This is a genomic window from Aeromonas sp. R7-2 (assembly GCF_040908105.1).
Classification (GTDB): domain Bacteria; phylum Pseudomonadota; class Gammaproteobacteria; order Enterobacterales; family Aeromonadaceae; genus Aeromonas; species Aeromonas caviae.
Genome location: NZ_JBFODC010000035.1, coordinates 355,525 through 367,767 on the forward strand (window position 1 = coordinate 355,525; position 12,243 = coordinate 367,767).

General features: G+C 64.7%; 11 protein-coding genes. 10 read left to right on the forward strand and 1 reads right to left on the reverse strand.

Annotation, left to right across the window (positions count from 1 at the left end; genetic code table 11):
* Nucleotides 1-5 precede the first annotated feature (5 nt).
* Complete coding sequence (locus AB5Y47_RS15265; protein WP_368220360.1) at nt 6-1,523, reverse strand: aldehyde dehydrogenase family protein; 1,518 nt, start codon at nt 1,521-1,523, stop codon at nt 6-8.
* Nucleotides 1,524-1,813: 290 nt separating this feature from the next.
* On the opposite strand from AB5Y47_RS15265, the gene AB5Y47_RS15270 reads away from it, so the two are divergent.
* The 10 genes from AB5Y47_RS15270 to AB5Y47_RS15315 all read left to right on the forward strand — a co-directional run bounded on the left by AB5Y47_RS15270 (nt 1,814) and on the right by AB5Y47_RS15315 (nt 12,188).
* Nucleotides 1,814-3,490 carry a sigma-54-dependent Fis family transcriptional regulator gene (locus AB5Y47_RS15270; protein ID WP_368220361.1) on the forward strand — a complete coding sequence of 559 codons (1,677 nt, stop codon included), beginning with the start codon at nt 1,814-1,816 and terminating at the stop codon, nt 3,488-3,490.
* A 283-nt stretch (nt 3,491-3,773) separates the two neighbouring features.
* Nucleotides 3,774-5,060: a diguanylate cyclase gene (locus tag AB5Y47_RS15275; RefSeq protein WP_368220362.1), complete on the forward strand. Its 1,287-nt coding sequence runs from the start codon at nt 3,774-3,776 to the stop codon at nt 5,058-5,060.
* 68 nt (nt 5,061-5,128) lie between these two features.
* The gene (locus AB5Y47_RS15280) at nt 5,129-5,539 is read left to right on the forward strand and encodes a VOC family protein (RefSeq protein ID WP_368220363.1); all 411 of its coding nucleotides are present in this window, start codon (nt 5,129-5,131) and stop codon (nt 5,537-5,539) included.
* 102 nt (nt 5,540-5,641) lie between these two features.
* The gene (gene phoB, locus AB5Y47_RS15285) at nt 5,642-6,331 is read left to right on the forward strand and encodes a phosphate regulon transcriptional regulator PhoB (RefSeq protein ID WP_010673471.1); all 690 of its coding nucleotides are present in this window, start codon (nt 5,642-5,644) and stop codon (nt 6,329-6,331) included.
* A gap of 72 nt (nt 6,332-6,403) precedes the next feature.
* Entirely contained in the window at nt 6,404-7,699 is a 1,296-nt protein-coding gene (phoR, locus tag AB5Y47_RS15290; protein WP_042014623.1) for a phosphate regulon sensor histidine kinase PhoR, read from the forward strand.
* A 273-nt stretch (nt 7,700-7,972) separates the two neighbouring features.
* A complete protein-coding gene (locus tag AB5Y47_RS15295; protein ID WP_010673473.1) occupies nt 7,973-8,947 on the forward strand; it encodes a PstS family phosphate ABC transporter substrate-binding protein in 975 nt (324 codons plus the stop codon).
* A 152-nt stretch (nt 8,948-9,099) separates the two neighbouring features.
* Nucleotides 9,100-9,915 (forward strand): M48 family metallopeptidase, encoded by an 816-nt coding sequence (locus AB5Y47_RS15300; protein ID WP_010673474.1) that lies wholly within the window; start codon nt 9,100-9,102, stop codon nt 9,913-9,915.
* The gene (locus tag AB5Y47_RS15305; RefSeq protein WP_045523532.1) at nt 9,903-10,409 is read left to right on the forward strand and encodes a GNAT family N-acetyltransferase; all 507 of its coding nucleotides are present in this window, start codon (nt 9,903-9,905) and stop codon (nt 10,407-10,409) included. Before AB5Y47_RS15300 ends, AB5Y47_RS15305 begins: the two co-directional genes overlap by 13 nt.
* A gap of 109 nt (nt 10,410-10,518) precedes the next feature.
* Nucleotides 10,519-11,421 carry an ROK family protein gene (locus tag AB5Y47_RS15310; protein WP_045523530.1) on the forward strand — a complete coding sequence of 301 codons (903 nt, stop codon included), beginning with the start codon at nt 10,519-10,521 and terminating at the stop codon, nt 11,419-11,421.
* Nucleotides 11,422-11,462: 41 nt separating this feature from the next.
* Entirely contained in the window at nt 11,463-12,188 is a 726-nt protein-coding gene (locus tag AB5Y47_RS15315; protein WP_368220364.1) for a copper homeostasis protein CutC, read from the forward strand.
* Nucleotides 12,189-12,243 lie beyond the last annotated feature (55 nt).

Below are 12,243 nucleotides of genomic sequence, written 5' to 3' on the forward strand. Positions count from 1 at the left end.
TGGGCTTAGAAGAAGCCGAGGGGGTTGATGTCGTGGCTCACCAGCAGGTTCTTGGTGTTCTGGTAGTGGTCCAGCATCATCTTGTGGGTCTCGCGACCGATCCCCGACTTCTTGTAGCCGCCAAAGGCCGCGTGGGCCGGGTAGGCGTGGTAGCAGTTGACCCAGACCCGGCCGGCCTGGATGCCGCGCCCCATGCGCCAGGCCAGATTGCTGTCCCGGGTCCACAGGCCGGCCCCCAGCCCGTACTGGGTGTCGTTGGCAATGGCCAGGGCATCCGCCTCGTCCTTGAAGGTGGTGACCCCGAGCGCCGGCCCGAAGATCTCCTCCTGGAACACCCGCATCTTGTTCTGGCCCGAGAAGATGGTGGGCTGGATGTAGAAGCCCCCCTCCAGCCCGCTCACCTTGGCCGGGCCGCCGCCCAGCAGCATCTTGGCCCCTTCGCCGCGGCCGATCTCCATGTAGCTCAGGATCTTGTCGAACTGCTCGCGGGACGCCTGGGCCCCCACCTGGGTCGTGGTGTCGAGGGGGTTGCCCTGCACTATGGTGTGGGCGCGGGCCAGCACCCTGTCCATGAAGTCGTCATAGATGCTGGCCTGCACCAGAGCGCGGGAGGGGCAGGTACACACCTCCCCCTGGTTGAAGAAGGTCATCAGCATCCCTTCCACCGCCTTGTCGATGTAGCTGCTCTCGTGCTGCATCACGTCGGCGAAGTAGATGTTGGGGGACTTGCCACCGAGCTCCACGGTGGAGGGGATCAGCTTGTCAGCGGCGCAGCGCAGGATATGGGCGCCCACCTCGGTGGAGCCGGTAAACGCCAGCTTCTGGATCCGGTTGCTGGTGGCGAGCGCCTGGCCTGCCTCGGCGCCGAAGCCGTTGACCACGTTGACCACGCCGGGGGGCAGGATGTCCTTGATGAGATCCATCATCAGCATGATGGTGACCGGGGTCTGCTCGGCGGGCTTGAGCACGCTGCAGCAGCCCGCCGCCAGTACCGGGGCCAGCTTCCAGGCGGCCATCAGCAGGGGGAAGTTCCACGGGATGATCTGGCCGACCACGCCGATGGGCTCCTTGAAGTGGTAGCTGACGGTGTTCTGGTCCAGCTCGGCGGCGGAGCCCTCCTGGGCGCGGATGCAGCCGGCGAAGTAGCGGAAGTGATCCACCACCAGGGGCAGGTCGGCGGCCAGGGTCTCGCGCACCGCCTTGCCGTTCTCCCAGGTCTCGGCGATGGCAAGCCGCTCGATGTTCTGTTCGATGCGATCGGCGATGCGCAGCAGCAGGTTGCTGCGCTCGGTGACGCTGGTCTTGCTCCAGCTGGCGAACGCCTTGTGGGCCGCGTCCAGGGCGAGCTCGATGTCGGCGGCGTCGGAGCGGGCCACCTCGCAGAACACCCGGCCATCCACCGGCGAGATGTTCTCGAAATAGCGGCCGGCGCGCGGCGCCACCCAGTCGCCACCGATGAAGTTGTCATAACGGGATTTGAAGCTGACCAGGGCACCTGCCTGACCGGGAGCGGTATAAATCATCTCATCATCCTTATGTGTGTGTGGTCCTGACCGGCCTGGCGGGCAGTCCGGTTGCTTCCTGTCATCGCAAGGGGCGTGCCAGCGGGCGGCGCTCTACATAAAAAGGTTGCAAAAACGTTATCAAACGGGGTGCCAAGGGGTATCTTGGTTAACCAGTGCCCCCCAGGACGGCCCCCGAACTGTGCCGTTTCGGAACATCGGGTGTGACACTGTGCCGTTTGTGAACAGGAGACGTGATGAAGGCGCTCCCCCAAGGCGGCCCTATTCGCGAGTGTGTAGAAGGAGGTGTGATGAGCGAGTTGCCTCAATCCGGTGCCAGCCCAATCCAGCGCTCCTGGGAGCGCTGCCTGCATCAGGGGCTGAGCCGCCAGCAGAGCGCCGAGCTGGACTTGCTGCCCCAGGGGGAGCTGTCGGCTCGCCAGGAGCAGCACAGGACGCTCATCGCCTGCTTCCAGCGCTTCGTGCTGCCGCTCTTTGGCCAGTTGCTGGCGGGGAGACCCTGTCGTCTGCTGTTGTGTGACGGCGAGGGGGCCATCCTCGCGGTGAGCGGAGACGACCGGTTTGCCCGCCATGCCGAGCGCATTTTTTTGCGCAGCGGCGCCCGCTGGGGGGAGGCGAGCAAGGGCACCAACGCCATCGGCACCGCGCTGGCCGAGCAGAGCGAGGTGCAGGTGCTGGGGGCGCAGCACTTCTTCGCCCAGCACAGCTTTCTCAGTTGCAGCGCCTGCCCCCTGCTCGGGCCGGACGGGCAACTGCTCGGCGTGCTCGACATCTCCACCGATGCGGCCCACCACGGCGGCGACATGCTGGGCACCGTGCGCCTCCTTGCCATGACCCTGGAAAACGCCCTGCTGGCCCGCCAGCCGGGCTGGCTGGTGGATCTCGATCCCCAGAGTCTCTGGTCTGCCCGCCTGCTGCTGGGGGAAGGGGGCGAGCTGCTCGGGGCCAACCGGGCCGGTCGGCTCTGGCTCGGCCAGCACCCCTTCGACGGTCAGCAGTTGCTGCGCGAGCGCCGCGGCCTGCGGCTGGTGCCGGAGGCGGGGGAGCGCGCCGCCAGGCTCCCCCTGCCGAGCGCGGTTGAGGAGGGGGGATCGCAGGCGCAGCAGGTGGCGCTCAAGATGCTGGAGCGGGGCATCTCATTGCTCATCGAGGGGGAGACCGGCAGCGGCAAGGAGCACCTGGTGCGCACCCTGCACGCCAGTTCGAGCCGTCGGGAGCGGCCTCTGGTGTGCGTCAACTGCGGCGCCTTGCCAGCGGAGCTGGTGGAGGCCGAGCTGTTCGGCTACGTGGGGGGGGCCTTCAGCGGTGCCCGCAGCCAGGGCAGCCAGGGCTATCTGCGCGCCGCCCACGGCGGCATCCTGATGCTGGATGAAATTGGCGAGCTGCCGCTCCAGGCCCAGACCCGGCTGCTGCGGGTGTTGCAGGAGCGCGTCGTCACCCCGGTGGGCAGCCACAGACCCGAGGCGGTGGATTTCTGGCTGGTCAGCGCCAGCCATCGGGATCTGGCGGCCATGGTGGCGGCCGGCACCTTTCGCGAAGATCTCTACTACCGCATCTGCGGCTGGCGCCAGCAACTGGCACCCCTGCGGGCCTGGTCGGTGCCCGAGCGCCAGGGGCTGATCCTGAACCTGCTCGCCCAGATGGACCCGGCACTGCAACTGAGCCGGGAGGCGGAGCAGCGGTTGCTGGCCCACCCGCTGCCCGGCAACGTGCGCCAGCTCAAACAGGCGCTGGAGGTGGCCTGTGTACTGGCAGAGGGGCAGGGCTGGATTGAACCTGCCCATCTGCATCTGCCCGCCGTGGCGGGGGTGCAGAGCTCACCTTTGGGAGGGAGTACCCTGCGCGAGCAGAGCCGGCAGCGGGTGCAGCAGACCCTGGCAGAGTGCGGCGGCAACGTGAGCGAGGCGGCGCGCCGCCTCGGCATCAGTCGCACCACCCTCTATCGGGCGCTGCGGGAGGAGGGGTGAAGGGTGTCGCGCCGTCCAGCGCTTGTGTAGACTGCGGTGGCAAGGACGTTTTTTCGTTATGTTTCCATCGCAGGGAGTGCGCAATGACCCATCTTACGACCGACGAGGCCCCCCGCCTCTCTCCCGGCTGCTGGCCGATGCCGCTTGCGCCCCATGGGGCCCGTGCCGGCTAGTCGGCACTCGTCTGCGCCCGGTGCGGCGCGTGTAATAACCTTGGATCTGGATCAGCGCGGTCCGGCGCTTCAAGGTGTAGGGTAAAAGCCCTTTTTCAGGTGTGATACCGATGATCCCTTCCTATTCCCGCATGACGACGCTGTTGTTCTGGTGCCTGCTGGCGGCGAGCCTGCTGGCCATGGTGTTATTCGAATTCGGACCCGAGCGGCGGCTCGACATCCTGAGCCAGGCCGGTTTGTCCGTGCGTGCCCAGGATGACAGGGCCCACAAGGACTCCTCCGTCGCCACCCTGAGTCAGGGGGGCGACAGACCCGCCATCCAGTGCACCCTGCGAAGCCAATATGCCTATCCTTTCTGCGAGCTGGTTCTGACCCTGACCGACCCCGAGCGGGGGCTGGATCTTTCCGGCTTCACCGGGGTGCGGGTGAGGCTGGATGTAGAAGGGCAGGGGGAACAGGCCTGGCGCCTTTATCTGCGCAACTACGATCCCGTCTACTCGACGCGGGAAGACGAGAGTTCCCACAAGTTCAACGAAGTGCTCTTCACCGCCAGGGATTTTGGCCGTGAGCAGGATGTCCCCCTGAACGTCTTCGCCCCCAGCTCCTGGTGGGTGCAGCAGTACGATATTCCGCTGGTCCAGCAGGGGCCGGATCTGCACCATGTCTACGCCATCGAGATCGCCTCCGATGACAAGATGCTGCCGGGGGAGTACCGGTTGCGGCTCGAGCGGCTGGAGTTCTATGGCCGCTGGTGCAAGCCGGGGGACTTCTATCGCTATCTGCTGTTGGGGTGGCTTGTCTACGGCGTGCTGCTCTTCCTGGTCCAGAACCTGATGTTTGGCGATCGGCTGCGCAAGGCCAGGGAGGCGCGCCTCGCGGCTGAAGCCCTGAGTGCGAGCCTGTGCGAGCAGAACCGGCGCACCGAGGAGGAGGCCCGCTACGATCCCCTGACCGGGGCCCTCAACCGGCTCGGCGGCGAAAAGCTGCTCGGGGAGCTCGGCGAGATGCCGCTCTCTTTCATCTATATCGACATCGATCACTTCAAGGGGGTCAACGACGGTCACGGCCACCCGGTGGGGGACGAGGTGCTCAAGCACATGGTGAGCGAGCTGCTGCGCCATTGCGACAGCCTGTGCCGACTGGTGCGCTGGGGCGGCGAGGAGTTCGTGCTGGTCTGCCTCCATTACAACGAGGGACGGGCAGCCGCCCTGGCGGAGCGGCTGAGAGGGGCGCTGGAGGGGTACAGGCACTGGCCGCTGGGGCTCGGTATCACCGCCTCCTTCGGGGTGGCCGAGCGGCGCAAGGATAGCCTGGAGCAGGCGCTCAAGCGGGCCGACGAGGCGCTCTATCAGGCCAAGCAGAATGGTCGCAACCGGGTGGAGGTGGCGCCCGACTGATCCGGCGCTGGAGCCCATGGCCGGGCGGGGCTATCATGCGCCCCATCATTTATCCGAGGAGAGATGCCATGGCACAACACATTGGCGCCCTGACGCTGCTGGTGGCGGATTACGACGAGGCCATCGCCTTCTTCACCCGGGGAATGGGCTTCGAGCTATTGGAGGACACCCCCCTCGACGAGCCGGGCAAACCGGGCAAACGCTGGGTGTGGGTCGCTCCCAAGGGGGCTCCCGGTTCCGCCCTGCTGCTGGCCCGCGCGGCCAACGAGGAGCAGCGCGCCGCCATCGGTCGCCAGGGGGGCGGTCGGGTCTTCCTGTTTCTCGAGACCGACGACTTCTGGGGCGATTACGAGCGGATGCAGGCCTATGGTGTTCATTTCTGTGAACAGCCGCGCCTCGAACCTTACGGCACCGTGGTGGTGTTCGAGGACATCAGTGGCAATCGCTGGGACCTGCTGCAACTCGCTGCTGCCAACTGAATCTGAAAACGTTTATCATCCCGCCCGTCATAAAGTCATAAAAGTGTCACAGAAAGTTCTAATAATTGGCGCACCCATCTTCACAGAGGAGAGAGAAGGGATATGGCTAAGCGAATTCTGGTGGTCGAGGACGAGGCACCGATCCGCGAAATGCTCTGCTTCGTGCTTGAGCAGAAGGGATATGAAACAGTAGAAGCAGAAGATTACGCCGATGGACTGGCAAAGGTGCGCGAACCCTACCCCGAACTCATCGTGCTGGACTGGATGATGCCAGGTGGCAGTGGTATCCAGTTCCTCAAGCAGCTCAAGCAGGATGAGATGACTCGCCAGATCCCGGTGGTGATGCTGACCGCCCGGGGCGAGGAAGAGGACAAGGTGCGCGGGCTCGAGGCCGGTGCCGACGACTACATCACCAAGCCCTTCTCCCCCAAGGAGCTCACCGCCCGCCTGCACGCCGTGATGCGCCGTGTCTCTCCCACCTCGGTGGACGAGGTGATCGAGGTGCAGGGGCTAAAGCTGGATCCCGTTTCCCACCGGGTCAGTGCCGAGGAGAAGGCCCTCGACATGGGGCCGACCGAATTCAAGCTGCTGCACTTCTTCATGACCCACCCCGAGCGGGTCTACAGCCGCGAGCAGTTGCTCAACAACGTCTGGGGTACAAATGTGTATGTCGAGGACAGGACGGTGGACGTGCACATTCGCCGCCTGCGCAAGGCCATCGAAGAGACGGGGCACGACAGATTGATCCAGACGGTGCGCGGGGCCGGCTACCGCTTCTCGACCCGTCTCTAGGTCAGGGCCAGTGCCGCCAGCCCCTGCCGGCGGGCATTGGACCCGGCTCTTTGCTGTCTCTAGGAGATCTTAATGTTGCAACCTTACGCCTGGCGGCGACAGTTGTGGCGAATGGCGTTCTTCTACAGCCCCTTCGTCTTGGTAGGTTGGTTAATCGATCATCTCGTTCTCTGCCTGCTGGTGGCCACGGTGCTGCACCTGGTCTGGCACTACCGCTTCCAGAAGCGGCTGTCGGACTGGCTGTGGCACGATCGCAGCCTGGTGCCGCCTCACGGCAGCGGCAGCTGGGAGCACATCTTCAACGGCATCTACAAGTTGCAGCAGCGTCACCGGGCCCGGCGCCGGGAGCTGGCGGGCCTCATCCGCCGCTTTCGGGAAGGGGCGGAGGCGCTGCCCGATGCGGCCGTGGTGTTTCGCACCGACGGCAGCATCCTCTGGTGCAACCGGCTGGCGGAGCAACTGCTCGGCTTTCGCTGGCCCGAGGATGCCGGCCAGCACATCGGCAACCTGATCCGTCATCCCGCCTTCGTCGCCTATCTGGGCAAGGGGCAGTATGACGAGCCGTTCGAGATGCACTCCCCCATCAACGAGGAGAAGTTCCTCGAATTTCGCATCATGCCCTATGCGGAGGACCAGGCCATGCTGGTGGTGCGGGACGTGACCCGGCTGCGCAGCCTGGAGAAGACGCGCAAGCACTTCGTCTCCAACGTCTCTCACGAGCTGCGCACCCCCCTCACCGTGCTCAAGGGGTATCTGGAGATGACCGAGGAGCCGCCGCCCCCCGCCATGTGGGCCAAGGCGCACAAGGTGATGATGGAGCAGACGATCCGCATGGACAATCTGGTCAACCAGCTGCTCACCCTGTCGCGCATCGAGGCGGCGCCCACCGTGGATCTCTCCCATCTGGTGGACATGCCCGCCATGCTGGGGCTGCTGGAGCAGGAGGCGCGGGCGCTCTCTGGCGAGCGGGCCCACGAGATCGTCTTCATGGTTCAGCCCAATCTGCTGGTGCGCGGGGATCAGGATCAACTGCGCAGCGCCGTCTCCAACCTGGTCTACAACGCCATCCACTACACCCCGGCGGGGCGCAAGATCACCGTGGAGTGGCGCAAGCAGGGGAGCATGGCGCTGTTTGCGGTGCAGGATGAGGGGGAGGGGATCCCCCCCGAGCATCTGGCGCGGCTCACCGAGCGGTTCTATCGGGTCGACAAGGCCCGCTCGCGCCACACCGGAGGGTCCGGGCTCGGCCTTGCCATCGTCAAGCATGCCCTGAGTCATCACGATGCCCATCTCGATATCGAGAGCCGGGTCGGTGCGGGCAGCCGCTTCAGCTTTCTCATTCCCGCCCGCATGGTGCTGGTGAAATAATATTTTGTGTCAATGTGTTAGCAACGAGAGAAGGGCTGCATCGCAGCCCTTTTTTCATCCGGGCCACTCTCGGCCCATGTCATCAAAGTGTCATATAAATTCCATAAATTTGTCACTGCCAGGCCAGATACTGGCGCCGTCTTAAAGAACGGACCTTCTGTAACACTGGAGAAGGAGTGGTGCTGGCCCACGGATCATTGCGATCGGGTGTCAACCACGTTTAGACGTCAACCTGACGATTGCCTTCTGCAACCTTGGACTTGGAGAGATTGGATGAAACTCAACAAACTGGCTGGTGTCATCGGATTCACCGCAGCAACCCTGTTTTCTGTCAGCGCTCTGGCTGCCGGTGTGGATAAAGACCTGCCGGAATACACACCGACCAGCGGCATCTCGGGCAACCTGTCCTCTGTCGGCTCGGACACCCTGGCCAACATGATGACCCTGTGGGCCGAAGAATTTAAGCGCATGTATCCCAACGTCAACGTGCAGATCCAGGCCGCCGGTTCTTCCACCGCACCGACTGCCCTGACCGAGGGCGTCGCCCAGTTTGGCCCCATGAGCCGTGCCATGAAGGCCGGTGAAGAGGAGGCATTCGAGAAGCGCTACGGCTACAAGCCGACCGCCATCCGCGTCGCCGTCGATGCCCTGGCCGTGTTCGTCAACAAGGACAACCCCATCAAGGGGCTGACCATGTCGCAGATCGATGCCATCTTCTCCAGCACCCTCAAGTGCGGCGAAGCCAAGGCGGCCACCAAGTGGTCTGATCTGGGTCTGGACGGCAGCTGGTCCGGCAAGGATCTGCAACTGTTCGGTCGCAACTCCGTGTCCGGCACCTACGGTTACTTTAAGGAACACGCCCTGTGCAACGGTGACTTCAAGAGCGGCGTGAACGAGCAGCCGGGCTCCGCCTCCGTGGTACAGTCCGTCTCCTCCTCCCTGAACGGCATCGGCTACTCCGGTATCGGCTACGTCACCTCCGGCGTACGTGCCGTTCCGCTCTCCAAGGATGGCAAGACCTTCATCGAGGCGAACTCCGACAACGCCATCACCGGCAAGTACCCGCTGTCGCGCTTCCTGTACGTCTATGTGAACAAGCATCCGAACAAGCCGCTCTCCCCGATGGAGCAGGAGTTTGTGAAGATGATGCTCTCCAAGGCGGGCCAGACCATCGTTGCCAAGGACGGCTATGTGCCGGTCCCGGCCAAGGTGGTTCAGGCCGACCTGAAGAAGCTGGGCATCATGTAACAGAACATGCCCTTGCAGAAAAACGAGCCCCATGCGGGCTCGTTTTCATTGGTGCGCCCCAGGATCTTTTTGGTCGCAGGGCGCAGCGCCCGGCTTGCGCCGGGCGGCGGCATTTCCGAGAATAGGGCAACTTCACGGCAAAGGACCCTCTCATGCGCGCATCTTCCCTCTCCAGACTGGCCCTGACGGCCTTGTGCAGCGCCCTGCTGGCCGGCTGCGCCCAGTCGCCGACCGGTCGCAACCAGATGCTGCTCTTCTCCCCCCAGCAGATGAACCAGCTGGGCGCCGACTCCTTCACCCAGATGAAGCAGCAGGAGAAGGTGAGCACGGATGCCAGGATGAATGCCTATGTGGGCTGCGTGGCCAAGGCGGTGACCGCCCAGGTGCCTGCCAGCTATGGCATCACCAGCTGGGAGGTAGTGGTGTTCGACTCCAAGGAGATCAACGCCTTCGCCCTGCCCGGCGGCAAGATAGGCGTTTACAGCGGCCTGCTGAAAGTCGCCAAGAATCAGGACCAGCTCGCCACCGTCATCGGTCACGAGCTGACCCACGTGCTGGCCCAGCACTCCAACGAGCGCCTCTCCCGGGATCAGTTGACCGGTATCGGGCTGGCGGTGGCGGACGCCGCCATCGGCAGCAGCGACAGCCTCGGGGGCGCTGCCACCATGGCCGCCCTGGGCCTTGGGGTCCAGGTGGGGATAGCCCTGCCTTATGGCAGAACCCAGGAGAGCGAAGCGGACCGGCTCGGCCTCGAGCTGATGGCCCGCGCCGGGTTCAACCCGGCCGAAGCCGTCACCCTGTGGCAGAACATGAGCGCCGCCTCCGGTGGCAAGGCACCGCCCCAGCTGCTCTCCACCCACCCCAGCGACCAGAGCCGGATCGCCAACCTGCAGGCCCAGCAGGCCGAAGTGCAGCCCCTGTACCAGCAGGCGAAAGCATCAGGGCTGGTTCCCCAGTGCAAGGCGTAAGCCTGCGCCTGGCGCGTCCCGCCGATGCCGCCGCCATGACGGTGATGCAGCGGGCGAGCTGGCTGGCGGCCTACGGGGAGGTGCTGGGGGCCGACATGCTGGCCCAGCTGGCGGTGACCGAACATCTGCAGATCTGGCAGCGCCGGCTGGCGGAAGTGGGCCCAAGGCCCATGCTGCTGTGCCAGGACGAAGTGGTCATCGGCCTGCTCTACTGGCAGCCCTCTTTGGAGGAAGGCTTGATGACGGCGCGGATCCGGGCGCTCTACCTTCATCCCGATCACTGGCGTCAGGGTCATGGCAAACGGCTGTGGCAGGCGGTGGCGGTGCAGATGCGCCGGGCCGGTTGCGAGTGCGTCAGGCTCTGGCTGCTGGATGGCAATCACATCGGCGAGGGATTCTACCTGCGCCGCGGCTTCATGTTCGACGGTCAGGAGCGCACCCTGATGAGCCTCGGACAACCTTGCCAACAGCGACAAATGTTCCGTTTGCTTTGAGCTGGCTCCCGTTTTTCGCCCTCGGCCACTTTATTTTTTTTGCGAATTAATACAATGTGCCCCATCTGGACAGACTGAGGTGGCCGGGTCCACCACAAGGGAGTGTGGCATGTACTACGGATTTGACATTGGCGGCACCAAGATAGCGTTCGCTGTGTATGACGGCGCCTTGAATCTCTGTCACGAGGAGCGCATGAGCACTCCCGGCAATGATTACGAAGGGTTGCAGCAGCTGATCCGCGAGCGGGTCGAGGCGGCGGATGCGCGCTTCGGGGTGAAAGGGGCCGTCGGCATCGGGTTTCCGGGGATCCTCAATCGCCTCGACGGGAGCATAGTGGCGGCCAACCTGCCCGCCATCCATGGCCGCCATCTGGGGGCGGATCTGGCCGAACTGCTGGGCCGACCGGTCAAGGTCGACAATGACGCCAACTGTTTCCTCTGGTCGGAAGTGCATCAGGGGGCCGCAGACGGTGCTGGCAGCGCCCTCGGCGTCACCATAGGCACCGGCATCGGCGGCGCCGTCTACCTGGCGGGCAAGCTCATCCAGGGGCGCAACTGGCTGGCTGGGGAGATAGGTCACTACCCGCTGCCTGCCACCATCCTGATGAAATACCCGGATTTGCCCCGTCCCCGCTGTGGCTGCGGGCGCCTGGTCTGTTTCGAAACCTATGCGTCGGGCACGGGCCTGGAGCGGCTATACCACCATGTTCATGGGGAACGGGTGAGCGGCCACCAGATCGTCGCCCGTGCCGATGCCCGTGAGGCGGCGGCCCTCTCGACCATCGACTGCTGGCTCGAGATCATCGCTGCTGGCCTCGCCACCGCCATCTCGGTGATTGATCCCGATGTGGTGGTGCTGGGGGGCGGCCTGAGCGCCCTGCCAGCCCTCTATGAGGAGCTGCCCAAACGTCTGCCCGGCCACCTGCTGCCCGGTGTCGCCCTGCCGGCGATCCGCGAGGCCCGATTCGGTGGTGCCGGCGGTGTGCGCGGTGCAGCCCTGCTCAATCTGTGAGATCGGACAGAGGGTCTGATCTCCCCGAACAAGGAGTCATCATGACCCGTCTTGAAATCTGTATCGACAACCTCGAATCCCTGTTCACCGCCCAGGCGGCCAGCGCCGATCGCATCGAGCTCTGCTCTGCGCTGGGGCTGGGCGGTCTCACTCCCTCCTATGGCTTTATGCAGCTGGCTGCCCGCCACGCCACTGTGCCGGTGTACGCCATGATCCGTCCACGCGCCGGAGATTTTTGCTTCAACGACGGCGAGTTCGAGATGATGCTCTTGGATATCGCCGCCGCCCGTGCCGCCGGCCTGCAAGGGGTGGTGGTCGGTCTGCTGGATGAAGATGGACGGGTACCCGAAGGCAAGCTCCGGCAACTGGTCGAGGCGGCGGGGCCGCTTGGCGTCACCTTCCACCGGGCCATCGATCTCTCCTCCGACTGGCGGCTGGATCTCGAGACGATCGTCGCGGCGGGTTGCGAACGCATTCTGAGCTCCGGCCATGCGCCGACCGCGCTGGCGGGGCTTGAAACCCTGCAGGCCATGCACCAGGCGCTGGCGGGACGGGCCAGCCTGATGCCGGGGGCCGGGGTCAACGCCGACAACGTGCGCACCATCATCGAATTCACCGGCGTCAATGAAGTACACATGTCCGGCATGGGTTGGCGCGGCGGCATGGTGCCCCATGGTGTCAACATGGGCACCTCGGACGACGGCCGGGTCAACATCACCGACGGCGCCAAGGTCGCGGCGGTGCGGGCTCTGCTGGACAGGGCCTGATACAGGCCGTGCGGCGCCATGGTGCCTCTCTCTGTGACATCAACATGGGCACCTC

Coding starts and splice junctions, on each gene's coding strand:
- AB5Y47_RS15265 (WP_368220360.1), bottom strand. CDS start 1,523: ATGATTTATACCGCTCCCGGTCAGGCAGGTGCCCTGGTCAGCTTCAAA.
- AB5Y47_RS15270 (WP_368220361.1), top strand. CDS start 1,814: ATGAGCGAGTTGCCTCAATCCGGTGCCAGCCCAATCCAGCGCTCCTGG.
- AB5Y47_RS15275 (WP_368220362.1), top strand. CDS start 3,774: ATGATCCCTTCCTATTCCCGCATGACGACGCTGTTGTTCTGGTGCCTG.
- AB5Y47_RS15280 (WP_368220363.1), top strand. CDS start 5,129: ATGGCACAACACATTGGCGCCCTGACGCTGCTGGTGGCGGATTACGAC.
- phoB (WP_010673471.1), top strand. CDS start 5,642: ATGGCTAAGCGAATTCTGGTGGTCGAGGACGAGGCACCGATCCGCGAA.
- phoR (WP_042014623.1), top strand. CDS start 6,404: ATGTTGCAACCTTACGCCTGGCGGCGACAGTTGTGGCGAATGGCGTTC.
- AB5Y47_RS15295 (WP_010673473.1), top strand. CDS start 7,973: ATGAAACTCAACAAACTGGCTGGTGTCATCGGATTCACCGCAGCAACC.
- AB5Y47_RS15300 (WP_010673474.1), top strand. CDS start 9,100: ATGCGCGCATCTTCCCTCTCCAGACTGGCCCTGACGGCCTTGTGCAGC.
- AB5Y47_RS15310 (WP_045523530.1), top strand. CDS start 10,519: ATGTACTACGGATTTGACATTGGCGGCACCAAGATAGCGTTCGCTGTG.
- AB5Y47_RS15315 (WP_368220364.1), top strand. CDS start 11,463: ATGACCCGTCTTGAAATCTGTATCGACAACCTCGAATCCCTGTTCACC.